At 69.9% G+C, this 17,646-nt stretch carries 19 protein-coding genes and 1 pseudogene; 6 read left to right on the top strand and 14 right to left on the bottom strand.

Translation table 11 applies throughout. From position 1 onward, the window contains the following. From AB0J64_RS40230 to AB0J64_RS40215, 4 genes and pseudogenes are all read right to left on the bottom strand, one after another. A pseudogene (locus AB0J64_RS40230) lies at positions 1 to 126 on the bottom strand (sulfate adenylyltransferase small subunit); the annotation flags it as partial. Beyond that, a complete protein-coding gene (locus tag AB0J64_RS40225) occupies positions 126 to 413 on the bottom strand; it encodes an antibiotic biosynthesis monooxygenase family protein (protein WP_364039724.1) in 288 nt (95 codons plus the stop codon). The gene AB0J64_RS40225 and the pseudogene AB0J64_RS40230, both read right to left, overlap by 1 nt. Further along, positions 410 to 727, bottom strand: coding sequence for an antibiotic biosynthesis monooxygenase family protein (locus tag AB0J64_RS40220; RefSeq protein WP_364039721.1), 318 nt, complete (start codon positions 725 to 727; stop codon positions 410 to 412). The genes AB0J64_RS40225 and AB0J64_RS40220 overlap by 4 nt, the downstream gene beginning before the upstream one ends. After that, complete coding sequence (locus tag AB0J64_RS40215) at positions 727 to 1,413, bottom strand: SDR family NAD(P)-dependent oxidoreductase (protein ID WP_364039718.1); 687 nt, start codon at positions 1,411 to 1,413, stop codon at positions 727 to 729. The genes AB0J64_RS40220 and AB0J64_RS40215 overlap by 1 nt, the downstream gene beginning before the upstream one ends. 153 nt (positions 1,414 to 1,566) lie before the next feature. On the opposite strand from AB0J64_RS40215, the gene AB0J64_RS40210 reads away from it, so the two are divergent. From AB0J64_RS40210 to AB0J64_RS40185, 6 genes are all read left to right on the top strand, one after another. Further along, positions 1,567 to 1,941: a SchA/CurD-like domain-containing protein gene (locus AB0J64_RS40210; RefSeq protein WP_364039715.1), complete on the top strand. Its 375-nt coding sequence runs from the start codon at positions 1,567 to 1,569 to the stop codon at positions 1,939 to 1,941. Next, a complete protein-coding gene (locus AB0J64_RS40205) occupies positions 1,938 to 2,672 on the top strand; it encodes an SDR family oxidoreductase (protein ID WP_364039712.1) in 735 nt (244 codons plus the stop codon). Before AB0J64_RS40210 ends, AB0J64_RS40205 begins: the two co-directional genes overlap by 4 nt. Next, positions 2,672 to 3,604 carry an amidohydrolase family protein gene (locus AB0J64_RS40200; protein ID WP_364039730.1) on the top strand — a complete coding sequence of 311 codons (933 nt, stop codon included), beginning with the start codon at positions 2,672 to 2,674 and terminating at the stop codon, positions 3,602 to 3,604. The genes AB0J64_RS40205 and AB0J64_RS40200 overlap by 1 nt, the downstream gene beginning before the upstream one ends. Beyond that, a complete protein-coding gene (locus AB0J64_RS40195; protein ID WP_364039709.1) occupies positions 3,604 to 3,960 on the top strand; it encodes an antibiotic biosynthesis monooxygenase family protein in 357 nt (118 codons plus the stop codon). Before AB0J64_RS40200 ends, AB0J64_RS40195 begins: the two co-directional genes overlap by 1 nt. Positions 3,961 to 4,385: 425 nt before the next feature. Continuing rightward, complete coding sequence (locus AB0J64_RS40190) at positions 4,386 to 5,054, top strand: histidine kinase (protein WP_364039706.1); 669 nt, start codon at positions 4,386 to 4,388, stop codon at positions 5,052 to 5,054. Positions 5,055 to 5,184: 130 nt separating this feature from the next. After that, a complete protein-coding gene (locus AB0J64_RS40185; protein WP_364039703.1) occupies positions 5,185 to 5,919 on the top strand; it encodes a response regulator transcription factor in 735 nt (244 codons plus the stop codon). A gap of 59 nt (positions 5,920 to 5,978) precedes the next feature. Here the strand turns inward: AB0J64_RS40185 and AB0J64_RS40180 are convergent, their stop codons facing one another. The 10 genes from AB0J64_RS40180 to AB0J64_RS40135 all read right to left on the bottom strand — a co-directional run bounded on the left by AB0J64_RS40180 (position 5,979) and on the right by AB0J64_RS40135 (position 17,632). Next, positions 5,979 to 7,187, bottom strand: coding sequence for an ABC transporter permease (locus AB0J64_RS40180; RefSeq protein ID WP_364039700.1), 1,209 nt, complete (start codon positions 7,185 to 7,187; stop codon positions 5,979 to 5,981). Then, positions 7,184 to 7,861 carry an ABC transporter ATP-binding protein gene (locus AB0J64_RS40175; protein ID WP_364039697.1) on the bottom strand — a complete coding sequence of 226 codons (678 nt, stop codon included), beginning with the start codon at positions 7,859 to 7,861 and terminating at the stop codon, positions 7,184 to 7,186. Before AB0J64_RS40175 ends, AB0J64_RS40180 begins: the two co-directional genes overlap by 4 nt. After that, positions 7,858 to 8,943, bottom strand: coding sequence for a peptidoglycan-binding protein (locus AB0J64_RS40170; protein WP_364039694.1), 1,086 nt, complete (start codon positions 8,941 to 8,943; stop codon positions 7,858 to 7,860). The genes AB0J64_RS40175 and AB0J64_RS40170 overlap by 4 nt, the downstream gene beginning before the upstream one ends. Further along, positions 8,943 to 9,485 (bottom strand): hypothetical protein, encoded by a 543-nt coding sequence (locus tag AB0J64_RS40165; protein ID WP_364039691.1) that lies wholly within the window; start codon positions 9,483 to 9,485, stop codon positions 8,943 to 8,945. Before AB0J64_RS40165 ends, AB0J64_RS40170 begins: the two co-directional genes overlap by 1 nt. 118 nt (positions 9,486 to 9,603) lie before the next feature. Continuing rightward, positions 9,604 to 11,061 (bottom strand): HAMP domain-containing sensor histidine kinase, encoded by a 1,458-nt coding sequence (locus AB0J64_RS40160; RefSeq protein WP_364039688.1) that lies wholly within the window; start codon positions 11,059 to 11,061, stop codon positions 9,604 to 9,606. A gap of 4 nt (positions 11,062 to 11,065) precedes the next feature. Further along, positions 11,066 to 12,946, bottom strand: a complete 1,881-nt coding sequence (locus AB0J64_RS40155) for a multicopper oxidase domain-containing protein (protein WP_364039685.1) — start codon at positions 12,944 to 12,946, stop codon at positions 11,066 to 11,068. A 64-nt stretch (positions 12,947 to 13,010) separates the two neighbouring features. Further along, the gene (locus AB0J64_RS40150; RefSeq protein ID WP_364039682.1) at positions 13,011 to 14,900 is read right to left on the bottom strand and encodes a multicopper oxidase domain-containing protein; all 1,890 of its coding nucleotides are present in this window, start codon (positions 14,898 to 14,900) and stop codon (positions 13,011 to 13,013) included. 95 nt (positions 14,901 to 14,995) lie between these two features. Then, positions 14,996 to 15,166, bottom strand: coding sequence for a hypothetical protein (locus AB0J64_RS40145; protein ID WP_364039679.1), 171 nt, complete (start codon positions 15,164 to 15,166; stop codon positions 14,996 to 14,998). A 318-nt stretch (positions 15,167 to 15,484) separates the two neighbouring features. Further along, positions 15,485 to 16,195, bottom strand: coding sequence for a response regulator transcription factor (locus AB0J64_RS40140; protein ID WP_364039676.1), 711 nt, complete (start codon positions 16,193 to 16,195; stop codon positions 15,485 to 15,487). 111 nt (positions 16,196 to 16,306) lie between these two features. Further along, positions 16,307 to 17,632 carry a cation:proton antiporter gene (locus tag AB0J64_RS40135; protein WP_364039673.1) on the bottom strand — a complete coding sequence of 442 codons (1,326 nt, stop codon included), beginning with the start codon at positions 17,630 to 17,632 and terminating at the stop codon, positions 16,307 to 16,309. Between the last annotated feature and the right edge of the window lie 14 nt (positions 17,633 to 17,646).

Here is a 17,646-nt window from a genome sequence, read left to right as displayed (position 1 = left end):
CATGACGATCGAGTCCTTGCCCCCGGAGAAGAGCAGACAGGGATGCTCGAACTCGGCCGCGACCTCGCGCATGATGTGGATGGCCTCGGCTTCGACCACGTCGAGCTGCGACAACGTCTTTGTCATCACCGGTGGACGGCCACCACCTCGACGAGCTGGAACCCGCCGGACTCATGGTAGGGGCGCAGCGGCTGGGTGGTGGCCTTGTGGTCGGGCCCCTGCTCCCAGGCGTCGAAATCCTCCCGGCTGGTCCACTCGCTGGACACGACGAACGAGCGCCGCTCGCCCACGTCCTGCCACAGCTCACTGCGCAGCAGGCCAGGCGTGCCGCGCAGCTTCGTGCTGATGGTGTGGAAAGCCGTGGCGATCTCGTCCTCGGGGCCGCGGTAGCGCAGCAGCACCCGTACGGTCATGCCGTCTCCTTCGTGAGGTGCCCGACCACATGCATGGTCGCGATCGTGGCGCTGGCCCGGTAGGGGTGCAGTTTGGCCCGGTGTTCGCCGTGCTCCCAGCTCTCCTCGAACTCCCTGAACCGCTCCTCGTCCACCCAGTCGCTGTTGATGTAGTAGACCCCCTGCTCGTCGGCGCTGCGCAGCAGCCAGTGACCGAGGTTCGCCGGATGGCTGGTGACCGCGGCGCCCACCGCTCGCCACACCTGCTCGAACTCGTCCTCCATGCCGGAATGGATCTGCATGCGCAGCATGACGCGGAAACCGGGCTCGATCATCAGGTTCCTCCATCCACGTTCAGGGTCTCGCCGGTGATGTACGAGGCCAGGTCGCTGGCCAGGAAAGTGACGACGTTCGCGACCTCGCCAGGCTGCCCCAGACGCCCGAGGCCGATGATCGACTCGTAGTGCTTGAGCCGGTCGACCGGAATGTCGGTCGTCTGGATGATCCCGGGCTGGACGACGTTGACCCGGATGCCGCGCGGCCCGAGCTCCTTGCAGAGCGTGCGGCCCAGGCCGACGAGCCCGGCCTTGGACGCGGTGTAGTGGGCGCGCAGCGGCATGCCCACGGTCGCCACCTTGGAGCCCACGAAGACGACCGACGAACCGGAGGTCAGCAGCGGCAGCGCCGCCTGGGTGACGGCGAAAACGGCGGTGAGGTTGGTGTCGATGATGCGCTGCCACTCCTGCAGCGGCAGCTCGGCGAAGGGGATGTGGGAGATGGCGCCCGCGTTGTTGACGAGGATGTCCAGGCGGGGTCCGCACTCGCCGATCAGGCGCGCGACGTCCTCGGGCCGGCTCACGTCCGCCTGGTGCAGGCTGTGGTCTCCCCCGGTGAGCCGCAGCTCACGAGCCAGCGAGTCGGCGTGCTCGCCGGGCTGCCGGTAGCAGGTGACGACGTCCGCTCCGGCCTCGGCAAGGGCACGGACGACGGCGCGGCCTATGCCGCGGGTGCCGCCTGTCACCAAGGCTCTCTTTCCGGTCAATTTGATCTGCATGCTTCCTGTGTAAACGGGCTGTCTACCGCTGTACGGCTGTCAGCTCCACCGCGGAGGGGAGGCGCGGATCGGTACGCCGGTGGGAAGACCGGCCGGAGGAGACGGGCGAGGCTACGGGCCATGGGAAACTTGCAGCGTCTCGCCATCATGTTCAGGATCAAGCCCGGCACCGAGGAGCAGGTCAGAGCTCTGCTCGCCAACTACTCCGCCCCGGCGTACGTCGCGGCTGACGGCACCCGGATGGTCAGCACCTCCGTCTTCATGAAGGACCAGATCGTCGTCCGCATGATCGAGATCGACGGGAACGTGCCTTCGCTCATGGCGCACCTCGCCCAGGACCCCAACATCCAGCACGTGGAGAGCGAACTCGACAACTACGTGGTGGAAGAGGACCGCCGCGACGCCAGCACGCCTGAGGGCGCCAGGGACTTCTTCCTCCGGATGGGGATGGACCATGTCACCACCCGCCGCGCGCCGGTCGGGGCGACGGCGTGAGCGAGTCGCCGGTCCTGCTGCTCACCGGGTCGACCGGCCCGGTGGGCGAGGCGGTCGCCGGGCTGCTGGCCAAGCGCGGCGACCGCCTGCTGCTCACGGGCAGGAACACCGACCGGCTGGCCGAGCTGGAGCGCATGTACGGCGTGCCGGGACAGGTCGAGGTGTTCGCCGCCGACGTCACCACCGCCGAGGGAGCCGAGACCGTGGCACAGGAGGCCGAGCGCAGGTTCGGCCGGCTCGACGGGCTGGTCCACATGATCGGGAGCTTCCAGGCCGGGCCGAGCCAGTTCGTCGACCACGAGCGCCTGCTCGCGGTCAACTTCCTGTCGTCGGTTCACGCGACGCACGCCGTGCTGCCCCGCCTCGCCAACGGCGGCCGGCTCGTCTACTTCGGCTCCCCGCTCGCACAGGAGCCGATGGGCTTCCTGGGCGGGTACGCGGCGGCGAAGGCGGCGCTGCTCGCCTGGATGCGCTCGCTCTCGCACGAGGTGAAGGAGCGCGGCGTGCACGCGAACGCCGTGGTGATGACCATGGCCGACACGCCCGAGGCCCGGCAGCAGCGACCGCATGCCGACTTCGCGCAGGCCGTGACTCCGGACCTGGTGGCGCGCGTGGTCGCCTTCCTCACCAGCGAGGCGTCCGACGGCATGTACGGCGCCCTGGTGCCGGTGATGGGGAGGTTCGGGTTCAGCACCGCTCTGGCCGGGCCTCCGCCGGGGAAGGGCGCGTGATGTTCGTCGACGTGCACGGGCACCTCGCGCCGCCGAACGAAGGCCGCGGCGGTCCTCCGGGGCTGCACGACCCCGAGGGCATGATCGAGGGCAAGCTGGCCCGCGCGATCGATAAGACGATCATCGGGAGCCCCGTCGGCGCCGGGTCCATGCTGCCCGGCACCGGCGCGGGCAACTACCAGCAGAGCGCCGATCAGGTGCGCGCGCACAACGAGGCGCTCGGCGAGCTGGTCAGAGCCTATCCCGAGCACCTGCGGGCGTACGCCTACCTCGACCCTTTCGGGGGCGACAAGCACCTGCGCCAGGCGGCCGAGCTGCTGGCCGAACCGGAGTTCGTCGGACTGATCGTGAACACGAGCGTGGAGGGGCGGTATCTCAGCTCACCGCGCGCCGACGACTTCTTCGCTTTCGTCGCCGAGCGGAGGGCGCCGGTCATGCTGCATCCCCCGGCCGAGCCCGTGGGCACCGGCAGCGTGCTGGACCTGGGATTCGGGATGGTGGAGCACATCGCCCGGCTCAACGACGTCACGATGGGCCTGGCCGCGCTCATCTGCGCCGGACGGCTGGCCCGCGATCCGAAGCTGTGCCTGATCGCTCCGGCGGGCGGCGGTGGCCTGGCCTGCCTCGGAGAGAAGCTCGACCTGGCTGTGGCCCCGCGTCCGGGACGGGAGGCGGCGGAGCCGTGGGCTCTCGGGGTGAAGCCCAGCGATCACCTGCGCCGGATCCTGGTCGACACTTCCTGCCCCAGTCCAGGGCAGTTGCGGCAGAACCTGGAGGTGTTCGGTCCGCGCAACATCTTGTTCGGCACCGACGCGCCGCCGCTGATGAGCGAGCTGGACGCGGTCGTCGGCCTGATCTCGGGGGTCGTCACCGGCGACGACCTGGCCGGGATCGCCCATGAGAACGCCATGCGGGTATTCGGGGAGTGGTGATGAGCGTCGCAGGCCGGCTGCGTGCCGTACTGACCTTCACTGTCGGGCAGGGGGACGCCGAGGAGTTCGAGGACGCCTGGGGCAAGGTGGCCGACTGGGCGCGGGCCTGGCCGGGGTGCATCCGGCAGACGTTGAGCCGGGCAACGGGGGGCGACGACGGCGAGATCGTCTACGTGATCACCTCGGACTGGAGCGACGATGCGGCGTTCCGTTCCTTCGAGCGCAGCAAGGAGCAGGACGTGGTCACCGCCGACCTGCGCAGGCTCCGGCGCAGTGCCCGGATGGAGCTGCAGGCAGTGGTGGGCGAGCGGCTCGCGGCGGGCGTGTCCACGAGAGTGGGCGAGAACCGAAAATAATTCGGTTGCACTGGACGAGAGAGGCCCATTTCACGAATATCGACAAAACCGTTACATCCTTGCCATTAGCCCGGATGCACAATACACTAGCGCAGTATCTTCAAGGAGCGGAATTCAACGAATTTACGGGGGTAGAACCGTTGCATCCGACCTGGATGGAGATTCCCCCTGTCCGGCCACCGAATTCCGCAGCGCCGCGACCTGTGCGGCGGACCATGCTCGCATAAGCACGGTCTGGCCCACGTGGTCGAGCGACGAGCATTCGGGGGTGAGAGGCGTCGATGTACAGCCTCGCAGAGGCGCTGGGCATCTTAGCTTTAGCTACATTACACGGGGTTCTTTGTGCGCTCGTTTTCGGTATTTCTATCGGCGCCATCGCAACGTTAGGCGTCCACTTCACATTGTGGCGACGGCGGGGCAGCGACGTGCTGCACCCCGCCGTCCTTCGTGAACGGCGCCGGATAGCCAGAGAGCTGCACGACAGCGTCGGTCATGGGCTGCTGCTCATCTCGATGCAGATGCGCGGGCTGGCCCGAATGGGCACGCAGGAGAGCGTGACGGCGAACGCCGTCGAACGGATCGCCCAAGAGATCCTGGACGAGGTCCGATCCATCGTCGGCTCGCTGCGCAGCACGCCTGTGTCGGCCTCCGTCGAGGACGTGCCGCTGTCCGCGCAGGTGGCCACGCTCATCGCCCAGGTCGGCAAGGGGGACGAGCCGATCGAGCTGGCCTTGTCCGGCACGGAGCGCCGGCTGCCGCCCGCGATCCAGAAGGCCGCGCTGCACGTGGCCCAGGAAGGGCTCACCAACGCGCTCAAGCATGACGGCCGGCATGCCATCCGCATCTCGCTCGACTTCGGCGAACGGCTCACGGTCAGCGTGGTCAACGGCAGCGGGAGCCTGCGCGACTTCGTCCGGCCCTCGACCGGCTACGGCCTGCTCGGGCTCCGCGAACTGGTCATCAGCGAGGGCGGCGAGTTCACCTGCGGTCCGCTGACGGAAGGGTTCCTGATCCAAGCGACGCTGCCCGATACCGCGCGGCCGAACGGAACCTCGACCGGGTCTCCCCCGCCCACATACGCGGACGACCTTTGATCGATCCCGCACCGCCGGTCGGGAACCTGAGCGGGTGCGTTCAGGAACCGGTCAGGAAACGCGGAGACGATAGATACGGCTCATTAGCGCGGGTGAACGGACAGCAGCCCTAGCGACGCAAGGAGCAGTGATGGAATCACCCCACATCCGTCTGCTTATCGCCGACGACCAGCCGCTCGTCAGGAGCGGGTTACGAGCGACATTCGATCCCGTTCCCGGTCTGGAGGTCGTGGGCGAGGCCCACAACGGGATGGACGCGGTGCGGTTGTCACGGGCGTTGTGCCCGGACGTCGTGCTGATGGACGTGAACATGCCGCAGATGGGCGGCATCGAGGCGACAGAAAGGATCCTGTCTGCTGATTGGTCAGCCAACCTCAAGGTGTTGATCCTCTCGATGTACGACCGCGATGAGTACGTGTTCGAGGCCCTGCGCGCCGGCGCCAGTGGTTTCGCGCTGAAGGACTCCCCGACTGAGGGCCTGGTGGACGCGGTGCGCACAGTGGCGACAGGGGACGGCCTACTGGCCCCCTCGGTCACCCGCCGTCTCATCGAGGAGTTCGCCCGGCGGCCTGTGCTGTCGCCGTCGGCCGCGCCCGATCTGGTCGGCTTGACCGAGCGCGAGCTCGACGTCTTCCGTCTGCTGGTGCGCGGCTATCGCAACGAGGACATGGCGCAGATGCTCAGCCTGGGAGAGAGCACCGTGAAGTCCCACGTCCAGCACCTCTACCAGAAGCTGGGAGTCCGTGATCGCGTCCAGGTGGTGATCTACGCCTACGAGCACGGCCTGGTGCAGCCCGGTCAGTCCGCGCCCGCCGAGAGAGTACCGGTCCCGCAGCAGGTCGGCTCCTACGGCGGCAGGGCCTGAGTTCGCTGGATCGGCACGGCCGGCTTCGGGTTCCTCGGACCTGGGCCGGCCGTGCTCTTTCATGTGGCCGCCAGCGCCACGGTCGGCGACAGCCGTGACGCCCGGACCGCCGGGTAGATCCCGGCGATCACCCCGATCACGAGCGTGGCGCCCAGCCCGCCGGCGAAGGCCCAGGGCGGCACTACGGCAGGGAAGTGATTCGTGGCGGCGTAGACCAAGGTCACGGCCGCCCCGAGGACCGCGCCCACCGCTCCGCCCAGCCCGGACAGCAGCAGCGACTCGGTGAGGAACTGCAGCCGGATCTGGCCGCGGGTAGCGCCGATGGCCCGCCGCCGCCCGATCTCTCTTCGCCGCTCCAGCACCGAGATGATCATCGTGTTCGCGATGCCGACGCCGCCTACCAGGAGCGCGACCGCGCCCAGGCCGAGCAGCAGGTTGGTGAACGCGCCCGCCGCCGCCGTACGCGCCGCGAGCGCGTCGGAGGGACGGCTGACCTCGACCTCCTCCGGGTTCTCCGGGTTGACCGTTCTGGCCAGCACGGCGGCCACGTCGGCGACGGCGGCGTCGGAGGAACGCTCGTAGATCATGGTCGGGTGCCCGTCGAACCCGAACAGCTTCTGCGCCGCCGGCCAGCCCACCAGCGCGCTGCGATCGATCTCGGGCGCCAGGTCCAGGGAGCCGAGGATCCCCACGACCGTGAACCAGCGGTGATCCACCCAGACCTGCGTCCCCGCCTGTGTGACGCCCAGCCGCTGCGCGGACACCGCGCCGAGGACCATGGAGGGATACCGCTCGGTCGCCGCGTTGAGCCAGCTCCCGCTGACCACCTTGCCCTGCAACGTGCTCAGCAGATCCAGCGAGGTGGCCCGTACGGAGATCCCCCCGGTCTGGTCGGCGGGGATCTTGTCCGTGCGCCGGACCGTGGCCGAGATCGCGCCCGTGGCGCTGACCGCGTGGACCGGCGCGATGCCGCGGACCATGCTGACCGACTCGATCGGCAGCTTGGTGTTGTCACCGAAGACACTCTGGCCGGGTTTGACCGTCAGCAGGTTGGTACCGAGCCGGTCGAGTTGCCGCAGCAGCTCTGCCTGGCTGGAGGAGGAGATGCCGACCACAGCGATCATGGTGGCGATGCCGATCGCGATGCCCAGGGCCGACAGCACGACCCTGGTCGGCCGGCCGAGCAGGCCCGCCGCGCCGACCCGCAGGACGTCGCCGGGGTTGAGCCTGGCCGGGCGCATCGTGTCCTGCAGAACGTCGCCCGTCACGAGTCGCTCCCCTCGCTGAGCACGGCCCCGTCCCGGACGCGCACCCGCCGCTCGGCCATCTCCGCCACCTCGGCGTCATGAGTGATGATCACGACGGTGGTCCCGGCGTCATGCAGGTCGTGCAGGAGTTTCAGCACCTCGCTCCCCGCCGCCGAGTCCAGGTTGCCGGTCGGCTCGTCAGCCAGCAGGAGCGGCGGCTCGCCGACCACCGCGCGTGCCACGGCGACGCGCTGCTGCTCGCCGCCCGACATCTGGTACGGCCGATGCTCCAGCCGGTGCCCGAGCCCCACCCGTTCCAGCGCCTTCACCGCGCGCAGACGGCGTTCACGCCGGGAGATGCCCGCGTACAGCAGCCCGTCCGCCACGTTGTCGACGGCCGACTGGCCGGGCGACAGGTGGAACTGCTGGAAGACGAACCCGATGCGGCGGGCGCGCAGCGCCGAGAGCCTGCGGTCCGGCAGCGCGGCGACGTCGCAGCCCACGATCCTGACCGTCCCGGACGTGGGCCGGTCCAGCGTGCCCATGATGTGCAGCAGTGTGGACTTGCCCGAGCCGGATGGGCCGACGATGGCCACCATCTCGCCCGCCTCGATCTGCAGGGACACCCCGTTGAGTGCCGTCACCGAGCCGCCGTAGCGCTTGACGACGTCCTTCAGGTCGACGACGAGGGTCATGACGCGGGCACCCCGACCTTCATTCCCTCGGCCAGCCCGCCGCCGCTCACCTCGACCTGACCGCTGGCGAAGATCCCGATCTGGACCGGCACGAGCTTTACCGTGCCGTCCTGGACGATCTGTACGCCGTAGCCGCCCTCGCGCAGCGCGAGCAGCGCCTCGACGGGCACGGACAGCACGTTCTTGCGCGTCTCGCTCTGCAGGTCGACGCTGACCGGGGCCTGGTCGAGGCCGCGCGCCTTCTTGGCGTCGCTCAGCGTGATCTCGGTGGTGATGGTCGCGTCCTGCGGGTTGGCCTGCTGACCGCTCGCGCTCGGGAGCTGGGCCACCGTGCCGACGTCGGTGATCTTCCCCTTGGCCGAGGCACCGCCAGGAAGCTCGACCGTGACCCGGGCGCCCTTGCGCGCCAGCTGCTGGTCGGCGACGTCCAGGTCGACCTGGACCACTCGCCGGGTCCCGGTGACCGTCAGCACGGGCTTGCCGGCCCGCGACGGGTCACCGGTCGCGCCGCTGACCTGTTTGACCCGCACCTTGCCCGGCAGGAAGACCACGTTGGCCGAGGTCACCGTGCCGGTCTCCGCCAGCCCCTTGTCATCCTGCCACTCCAGGACACGCGTGGACGTGGTCGAGCTGAAGTGGTCGTCGACGGTCAGGCCGTCGCCGTAGCCGAGCTTCTTGAGGTTCTCCTCCAGTTGCCGCACGTCAGGGCCGTCGGACACGCCGTACTCCAGCGTGCGGTACATGGGGGTCGTGCCGTACATCAGCACGACGGGATGGCGGTCCACCTTGTAGAGCGTCGCGCCCCGGCCGAGCAGCCGGCCCGCGGGGGGCAGCCAGGTCAGCGTGCCCGCGGCGTTGTTGGGTACGGTGCGCTCGCCGGTGTAGCCCAGCGTGCCGGAGACCGTCTGCTGGTCGACGAGGTCGCCGCGCTTGACCGCCGCGGTGGCGGGCAGCCGCACGCCGGTCGCCTGCGCCGGGGTGCCGGAGCCGGACAGGGCGAGGCCACCCGACAGGACGACCGCCGCGGCACCGCCTCCGGCGACCAACGCGACAGCGACGGCGATGACGACGGAGCGCCTCATCACGAGCCTCCCCATGTGCCCGAGGAGGGCAGCTTGCTCTTGCAGGCGTCGGAGGCCTCCTGATAGTGCGGGGCCTTCCTGTCGATCTTCCCGTTGAACGTGACCGAGCCGTTCGCGTCGAGCACAGGGTCGGGGAAGTCCTGTACGCCGTGCTCGCGCATGCACTTGGCGAGCTCCAGGAACTTGTCGAGCGCGGCGGGCCCGCTGACGTTGTCCTGGTTGCCTCCCGCGGCCTGCAGGTGAGAGCGGCACGACTGCTGCGCCCGCTGCAAGGTCTGCGAGTTCACCCCGCCCTGGGGAATGAGCGGACCCGTGGTCGTGCCGGGGTCCTTGACGGCCACACCGTGCTGGCGCATGCAGGCGGCCCACTGCACCAAGGCGTCCTGCTGGTTCATGGTGGCGCTGGGAGAGGCCGAAGGAGACGTGTCGCCGGACTTCCGCAACGACGCGACCCCCGGCTCCGCCTGGCTGCCCGAGCAGCCTGCCAGAGCCGCGGCAAGTGTGAGAGCGCCGAACGCGAGCGCGGCGCGGTGAGCGAACACTCCAGATCACCTCCGCCCGAAGGACACTCGCCTTCGGGTACGGGACCAATCTGGGCGGCGAAGCTGACCACGGCAGGCAGGAGACCTGACCGATCACCTACCACATTCGCCGGCGGGGCTACTCTTCCAGAAGGAGCAGCACGCGGAACGTGGCGCCACGGCCCGGGGAGGTCTCGAGTTCCACGCTGCCGTCGTGCGCGGCGACCAGAGCGGCCACGATCGCGAGCCCGAGCCCGCTGCCATCGCCCTTGGAGCGCGAAGGATCGACCTGGTAGAAGCGTTCGAAGACGCGCTCGGCCTGCTCGGGTGAGAGCCCCGGGCCGTGGTCGGTGACCTCGATCGCCGCCGCCGGCGCTTGCCGCAGTTCGCCGCCGCGCAACCTGACCTCGATCAGGCTGTCGTCGGGGGTGTGCCTGAGCGCGTTGGTCAGCAAATTGTCCAGGACCTGGCGCAGCCTGACCTCGTCTCCGAGCACCTGGTAGGCGGCGTCGGGCTGGATGTCCAGATCCACCTTCCTGTCCGGGGCCGCCGCGCGCACCTCGTGGATGGCGTCGAGCACGAGCCTGAGCAGGTCGATGGGCTTGCGGTCGAGCGGGCGCCGCTGGTCGAGCTGGGCGAGCAGGAGCAGGTCCTCCACCATCAGGCTCATCCGCACGGCGCCCCGCTCGATGCGGTCGACGAGCCATTCGCCGCGGCTGGGGTCGTTCTTGTAGAGCTGGGCGAAGCCGCGGATCGCGGTCAGGGGCGTGCGCAGCTCATGGCCGGCGTCGGCGACGAACTGGCGCAGCAGGTTCTCCGAACGGGTGCGCGCGTGGAACGCGGCCTCGATCTGGCTGAGCATGGCGTTGAGCGCGCGCGCCAGGCTGCCGACCTCGGTGCGTGGCGGGTAGTCGGGGACACGCGCCGAGAGGTGGCCGGCGGCGATCGTGTGCGCGGCCCGCTCCATGTGGGCCAGCGGAAGCAGGCTGACCCGTACGATCAGCACACCCGCCGCCACCACGGCCACCAGCACGACGCCGCCGAGCATCAGCTCGATCACGATGAAGTCGTCGAGCGTGGCGCCCACCTCCGCCAGGCTGGTGGCCGCGATCAGGTCGGTCTCCCCCGAGCCGAGCGGCACCATCACCACCCGCCAGTGGCCGACGCCCGCCTCGTCCATGACGGTGAAGGGGATGCCGCGGCGCGCGGCCAGCACCGTCGCGTCCAGCCGGGGCCCGGGACCTTTGACGTCCTCGAGCGGGGTGGTGGCCACCAGTGTGCCGTCCGGCCTGCGCACCTGGGCGAGGATGTCGCTGGGCACCCGCGCCGTGATCGTGTGGTCGCCGGCGTCGCCGACGATCTCAACGTCGCGGCCGCCGCCCTTCCCACCGCCCCACACCCGGTTCCTGGTCTGCTCGGCCACCGAGATCAGCTGCTCGTCCACCCGGTTCAGCAGGTGCTGCCGGATCAGGAACAGGCTGGCGATCGCGAGGGCTGCCAGCGACACCACCGCGATGAGCACCACGGTGGCGACGAGCTTGGTCCGTAGGGGGGTTTCGGCGGCGGCCCGCCGGATGATGCCTGGCAATAGGCTCATGGTGTCAATGCTGCAGCATCATGACTTCGTGCGGCATGACGACGAACGGCCGCATCATGTCCATCTCGTGCTCCAGGATGTGGCAGTGGTAGACGAACCTGCCGGGGTGGTCGAAGCGGGCGGCCACCGTCACCAGTTGGCCCCCGGTGACCGTCACCGTGTCCTTCCAGCCCTGCTCCCAGGCGCCCAGTGGCTCTTCTCCGAGTTGCTTGAGCGGTGTCGTGGTGCCGCCCGTCGAGTCGTTGTAGCCGCCGCGGTCGACGCGTGACCGGCTCAGCACCTGGAAAGAAGTCCCATGGATGTGCATCGGGTGGACCTCGCGGGTCAGGGCGAGGAAGTGCCACCTCTCCCACTGCCCGAGCGCGACCGTGACGCCGGTCCGGTCGGCGTAGGCCTGGGCGGCCCGGCGGAGGGTGCGTACCTGGCCGTCCGCCATCGCGACCTGAATGGCGCCCGCAGGCGTCGCGGTGCCCGAGGCCGGCTCGACCTCCTCCATCTCCCACAGGGTGTTCACAGGCTGGCCGGCGTAGGCTCCCGGCGGCGGGATCACCACCCAGCGCCTGGGTGCGTCCGCGGGCACGTCGGCCTCGGTCAGGCGGCGGAAGGAGGAGGAGCGCTTCGGCGTGGCGAAGGCGACGGGCGACCCGCCGCCCACGCGAAACTGCATCACGTCCGGCTCGGGGACGTCGCCGTCGGGGTCGGCCTGGCCGGGTTCGACGCCGAGTGGGACGTTGACCAGGCGGACCTTCCGGCCGCGCAGGCCGCTGAAGTCGATCACCAGGTCGGCCCGCTCGGCCGAGGCCAGCGCGATCGCGTCCGTCGACGTCACCGGCGCCTTGAGCAGGCCCTGATCGGTGCCGACCAGCCGGACGGCGTCCATGGCGGGCCTGCCGTCCTCGTCGAGCAGCATCAGCCGGAACGTCCGGTAGTTGGAGACGTTGGCGACGCGGAAGCGGTAGGCCCGGGGCTTCACCTCCATGTACGGCCATATCACCCCGTTCACCATGGTGTACGGCCCGGTGAACTCACTGATCACCTTGGGCTCGGCACGGCGCAGAACGACCTTGTTCAGCAACCGGCCGACGGGGCGCCCGTCGGCGTCGGTGTCCAGGTTGCGGTCGCACAGCATGAGCGGGATGTCGTACGTGCCGGACGGCAGGCCGAGCGCTTCCTCCTCTTCGCGGTCGCGTATCAGGTAGAACCCGGCCAGCCCCGCCATGATCGTGTAGCGGGTCAGGTGCATGGCGTGGTCGTGGTACCACAGCGTCGTGGCAGGCTGGACGTTCGGGTACTCCGACAGTTGGGCCGCGCCCGGCAGCACCGCGTTCTCGGCCCAGCCGTCGTTGCCGCCGCCCGTACGGGCACCGTGCAGGTGGACCGCGGCCCACGGCGGCAGCATGGCCACGGCCTCGACCGGGTCGGCGCCGTCGCGGCCGGGGTGGTTCTTCGGCCGCTCGGCGTTGCCCGGCGGCACCTCGACGGCGACCAGCGGGATGGTGCCGCTCAGCTCGTTCTTCCAGGTGACCCTGATCAGCTGGTCTTTCGAGACTTCGATGGTCGGGCCGGGGAAGTGGCCGTCGAAGGTCCACATCGGCACCTCGGGCAGCTGAGAGTGCACCCGCACCCGCGCGGGGCGCAGCCGTACCGTAAGTTCCGCCCCGTCTCCACGGGGACGCAGGACAGGCGGGATCCGTAGCGGGTCGGCGAACTTGCGCAGCGCCAGCGGGGGTGCGGGTGCACGCGACAGCGCCGATGCGGGGGCGTTCTCGGGGGCGTTCTCGGTGACGTCGCGGCTGCGCGACGGCTCGGCGCCGACGACGACCGCGGCCGAGGCCAGGGCCGCGGACTGCAGAAGCCGGCGCCGAAGCAGGTCGAGATCTCTCATGCGGGCCATGGAACCAACCGGGGCTCTTCGCGCTCTGCGCGGCGACTGACCATTTCCTGACCGCTCAGTGGTGGCCTTCGCCCAGGGCCATGGTCATGTGCGGGGTCACGATCAGTGGCCGCATCATGTGGTTCTCGTGTTCGAGCGTGTGGCAGTGGTACACCCCGCGGCCCGGATGGCGGAACCGCACGGCGAGGGTGATCATCTCGCCGCTGGAGCCGCGGTGCCCGGCCACCCGGATCAGGTCCTTCTCGCCCTGCTCGTGTGGCTCCAGGGTGTCGGGGCGGACGTAGGTGACGGGCTTGGTGGTGCCGCGCTGGGCCTGGCTGAACCCGCTGACGTCGTAGACGTCCCTGGCCAGCACCTGGAAGGCGGCCAGGTGCAGGTGCATCGGGTGCGGTGGGCCGCCCAGGTTGATGATCCGCCACACCTCCCACTCGTCGAGCATGAGATCGAAGGCGGAGCCCTCGGCGTACGAGCCCGTCACGCGTCTGAAGGTCCGAAGGACGCCGTCGGAGGTCGTCAGCTGGACCACGCCGTCGGAAGGCACGGTCACCTTGTCCGCGTCGACCTCCTCCATCTCCCACAGCTCCGGCGCCTTGGGGGCGCCGGGCGGGGTGAGGACGATCCACCGCTGGGGCGCGTCGGCGGGCACGTCCGCCGCGGTCAGCCGCTTGAAGGAGGTGGACAGCACAGTGGGCGGGGTGAAGCTGTCCCTGCTCGTGCCGCCGGACACGCGGAACTGCATGACGTCCGGTTCGAGCATGTTGTTGGAGGTGTCCGGCTCGCCGGGGTTCACCTCGGGGCGGGTGTTGACGAGCTTCAGCGTGGCCCCGGCGAACGCGGCGAAGTTGACGAGCACGTCCACGCGCTCGGCCGGCGAGAGGATCAGTGGGCCGTCCACGGCGGCGGGGGCGCCGAGGAAGCCCTGGTCGGTGCTGACCACCGTGAACGCCTTGGGCACGACCTTCTTGGCCTCGTCGAACAGGACGAGCCGGTACACGCGCGAGCTGCACATGTTGACCAGGCGCAGCCGGTACCAGCCCGGCTCCACCTCCAGGTACGGCCAGATGGTCCCGTTGACCAGGTTGTACGGCCCGACGAAGGGCGCCACCACCTCGCGCTTGCTGACCTTCTCGATCTTGTGCAGGAGCTGGCCGGTCAGCTTGCCCGCTGAGTCGAGCTCGAAGTTGCGGTCGCTCAGGATCAGCGGGATGAGGCGGTCGCCGCGCGGCAGGCGGAGATCGTCCTCCTCGTCGCTGCGGATCACGTACATGCCGGAGAGTCCGGCCAGGATGTTGAACCGGGTGACGTGGTGCGCGTGGTCGTGGTACCAGAGCACCGGGGCGAGCAGGTCGTTCCGGTAGGTCACGAGCTGGGTCTCACCCGGCGGCATGACGTTCTCCATCCAGCCGTCGTTGCCGCCACCGGTGAGCATGCCGTGCAGGTGGACCACGTTCCAGGGGGTGAGGTCGGCGACGCCCGGTACGACCGTGCAACCGGCCGAGCCCGGATAGTTGGTCAGCGGATCGGTGTCCCGGCCCGGCGCCGTCTCCACATAGTCGACGGCCTTGATGGGGAGGGTGCCGCTGAGCTGGTTCTCCCAGGCGATCCTGACCGCCTGGCCGCGGCGCACCTCGATCGTCGGGCCCGGATAGTGGCCCTCGTAGGTCCACATGCGGGTAGGGGGGAGCTGCGAGTGGAGCCTGACGTCGGCCGGCGTCATGGTCACCGTCAGCTCCCCGTGGGAACGGCCGCGGCGGGGCCGGAGCACCGGTGGGACACGCAGCGGGTCGACGAACTTGGGAAGTATGAGCCGCTGCGGCGAGGGCTCCGACCTGCCGGGGGCGGACGAGGCTCCCCACGCCACGCCGGCCCAAGCCAGCCCCGCGCCGGTCCCGACGGCTGCGGCACCCTGCAAGAACGTGCGTCTGGCGATTCCATCGAAGGGCATGGAGATCACCGTAGATCGCGCCCCGAAGCCGGTCTTCCCCCGGCGGGAGGAGAGCCTGGATCATCACCGCGGGTGATCGTCCCTCCGGACGGGGGTCAGCCGTTGCCGCCCTGCCGGCCCTTCCACGCGCCGCCGTTGCCCGGCGGGGTCAGCGTGATGCCCTTGGCCTTGCACGCCTTGTTGGCCGTGCGGAACTTGGGGTCCTGCCAGTTCATCTGCCCGCCGAAGCCGATCTCACCGTCGGACTCGACCACGGGATCGGGCATGTTGAATCCTTCCTGTCGCATGCATTGGGCGAACTTCGTGTTGTCCGCCAACGCCTGGGACTGCTTCTCCGACAGGTGGGACGTGCCATGTGACGTGCTTGGGGCCGTGCTCGAGGGCGGCTGTGACGTGTTCGACGGGGCCACGTGGGCCTGTGAAGTCGTCGAACACGCCGCCAGCCCTATCCATGACACCGCGGCCAATACCAGCCCGGCTCGGCGAAACAGCATTGTCGGTCACCTCCGCTTGGAATGCGTGAGATCACCTTCCCGGGCGAAGCTGACCGCTTGGCCGGATGCGTCCTGACGATTCGCTGACCGTCACGCGGGCTGACGGAGTACGTAGCCCACGCTGCGAATGGTGTGGATCAGTCCGGGCTCGGCGTTGTCGACCTTGCGGCGCAGGGCGCAGACGTACTTCTCCACGATCGCCGCGTCGCCGCGGAAGTCGTAGTGCCAGACCTGGTCGAGGATCTGTCGCTTGGACAGCACCCGGCCGACGTTGGACATGAAGAGCCGCAGCAGTTCGAACTCGGTCGGCGACAGCGGGATGTGGCGCCCGGCCCGCCGGACCTCGCGGCTCTCCTCGTCCAGCTCGATGTCGGCGAAGGTGAGCCGGGGCGAGGGCAGGGCGGCGCCGCCCCGCATGCGCCGCAGCACGGCGCGGATCCTGGCGATGACCTCGTCCAGGTTGAATGGCTTGGTGACGTAATCGTCCCCACCGAGGCTCAGGCCCTTCAGCCGGTCCTCCACGGCGTCACGGGCGGTCAGGAAGAGCACCGGCGTCTGGTCGCCGCTGCCGCGCAGCCGCTGGATCACCTCGAAACCGTCGAGGTCGGGCAGCAAGATGTCCAACAGAATGAGGTCGGGCCGATGACGCCGCGCGAACTGCACGGCATCTGTCCCGTTGGACGCGCTCATGGTCTCGAATCCGGCGTAGCGGAGAGCCACCGACATCAACTCCAGGATGTCCGGCTTGTCCTCCACCACCAGCAGCCGGGCCTCCGGCTCCTGAGTTCTGGCCTCGGGCACTAGGCCTCCCCGTCCTTCACGCGGCTCCGTCTCGTATCGTGCTGTGCCAACCTGCCTATTGCCTGGGAACTTTATGAACGTATCCAGAATGCGTCCCGGACCGGCGCGTTGTCACGGGCCGGAGACCGGCTCGGTGATCCACGCCCGCTGCTCGCTCTCGCGGCTCTCCTCCTCGGCCGTCTCCGCGAGCCGCGCCATGGCGAGCCTCAGGATCGGCGGAGCCATGAGCGAGGTGACCACCGCGACCAGCACGACGATCGTGTATATCTCGACGCTGAGGATGCCGAGCCGCAGACCGACCATGGCGACGACCACCTCGATCACGCCGCGCGCGTTGAGCCCGGCGCCGAGGGCGAGCGCCTCCCACCGGTTGAGCCGGCTCAGGCGCGCCCCGGCATACGCGCCGGCGAACTTGCCGATCACCGCGATGGCGAGGACGGCGAGGCCGGTGAGCAGTACCTGTGGCCGGCCCAGCGCGGTCAGGTCCATGCGCAGGCCGGCGGTGGCGAAGAAGACCGGCGCCAGAGCCGACAGCACGACAGTGCGCAGCGGAGCCAGCTTGGCCGGCTCGATCCGGCCCGCGGACCCGATGAGAAGCCCGCAGGCGAAGGCGCCGAACACGGCCTCCAGGCCCAGCGCGTGCGTGGCCGCGGCGGCCAGCAGGATCAGGATGGTCGCGGCCGCGACGGCGGGGCCCGCCTCGCCCGACCGGGCGGCCGGGCGAAGCGCGAGGCGTACAAGCGGCCGCCCGACGGTGAGCGTGAAGGCGACGACGACGGCCAGGTGGGCGAGCGCGATCCCCACGGAGGCGGCCGAGGCCGCCCGGCCGGCCATGGCCGAGACTATCGAGAGCATGCACCAGCCGAAGGCGTCGTCGATCATGCCGGCGGTCAGCGTCAGCTGTCCGATGTCGCGATGCAGCATTCTCATGTCCATCAGCGTCTTGGCGATGACCGGGATGGCGCTGACGCACATCGCGACGCCCAGGAACAGCGCGAAGACCATGGCGTCGGTGCCGGCCGGGACCAGCGTCCTGGGCAGCAGGACTCCGGCGGCCACGCCGAGACCGAGCGGGACGCACAGGCCGCCGACGCTCACCCCGGCGGCCGTGGCGGCGCGCCGGCGGACCAGGGCGAGGTCCATGTGCGCTCCGGTCAGGCCGACGAGCAGCAGGACCCCCAACTGGCCGACCGCGTCCAGCAGGTGGAAGCGCGCAGGGGCGGTGGGGAACAGCCAGGCGGAGGCCGCCGGGGCGGCATGGGCGAGGACCGAGGGCCCCGCCAGGACACCCGCGCCCAGCTCACCGACCACGGCCGGCATGCCCAACCGGGTGGCCAGGCGGCCGAGGCCGTGCGCCAGCAGGAGCAGCAGGCCGATCTGGAGCAGGAAGACGAGCAGGTCAGAGGCGGCGATCGGCGCCACCGGCGAGACGGGCATCCATCCCCTCCTGG

The organism is Nonomuraea sp. NPDC049695 (assembly GCF_040674955.1).
Taxonomy (GTDB): Bacteria; Actinomycetota; Actinomycetes; order Streptosporangiales; family Streptosporangiaceae; genus Nonomuraea; species Nonomuraea helvata.
Note: the sequence above shows the minus strand (reverse complement) of the source record. Positions and strands in the feature narration are given on the sequence as shown.

What these genes read in the sequence shown, in the direction of transcription:
- AB0J64_RS40150 (WP_364039682.1), bottom strand. Translation starts at nt 14,900, where the DNA reads ATGCCCTTCGATGGAATCGCCAGACGCACGTTCTTGCAGGGTGCCGCA.
- AB0J64_RS40155 (WP_364039685.1), bottom strand. Translation starts at nt 12,946, where the DNA reads ATGAGAGATCTCGACCTGCTTCGGCGCCGGCTTCTGCAGTCCGCGGCC.
- AB0J64_RS40225 (WP_364039724.1), bottom strand. Translation starts at nt 413, where the DNA reads ATGACCGTACGGGTGCTGCTGCGCTACCGCGGCCCCGAGGACGAGATC.
- AB0J64_RS40195 (WP_364039709.1), top strand. Translation starts at nt 3,604, where the DNA reads ATGAGCGTCGCAGGCCGGCTGCGTGCCGTACTGACCTTCACTGTCGGG.
- AB0J64_RS40220 (WP_364039721.1), bottom strand. Translation starts at nt 727, where the DNA reads ATGATCGAGCCCGGTTTCCGCGTCATGCTGCGCATGCAGATCCATTCC.
- AB0J64_RS40185 (WP_364039703.1), top strand. Translation starts at nt 5,185, where the DNA reads ATGGAATCACCCCACATCCGTCTGCTTATCGCCGACGACCAGCCGCTC.
- AB0J64_RS40200 (WP_364039730.1), top strand. Translation starts at nt 2,672, where the DNA reads ATGTTCGTCGACGTGCACGGGCACCTCGCGCCGCCGAACGAAGGCCGC.
- AB0J64_RS40170 (WP_364039694.1), bottom strand. Translation starts at nt 8,943, where the DNA reads ATGAGGCGCTCCGTCGTCATCGCCGTCGCTGTCGCGTTGGTCGCCGGA.
- AB0J64_RS40210 (WP_364039715.1), top strand. Translation starts at nt 1,567, where the DNA reads ATGGGAAACTTGCAGCGTCTCGCCATCATGTTCAGGATCAAGCCCGGC.
- AB0J64_RS40135 (WP_364039673.1), bottom strand. Translation starts at nt 17,632, where the DNA reads ATGCCCGTCTCGCCGGTGGCGCCGATCGCCGCCTCTGACCTGCTCGTC.
- AB0J64_RS40160 (WP_364039688.1), bottom strand. Translation starts at nt 11,061, where the DNA reads ATGAGCCTATTGCCAGGCATCATCCGGCGGGCCGCCGCCGAAACCCCC.
- AB0J64_RS40175 (WP_364039697.1), bottom strand. Translation starts at nt 7,861, where the DNA reads ATGACCCTCGTCGTCGACCTGAAGGACGTCGTCAAGCGCTACGGCGGC.
- AB0J64_RS40145 (WP_364039679.1), bottom strand. Translation starts at nt 15,166, where the DNA reads ATGCCCGATCCCGTGGTCGAGTCCGACGGTGAGATCGGCTTCGGCGGG.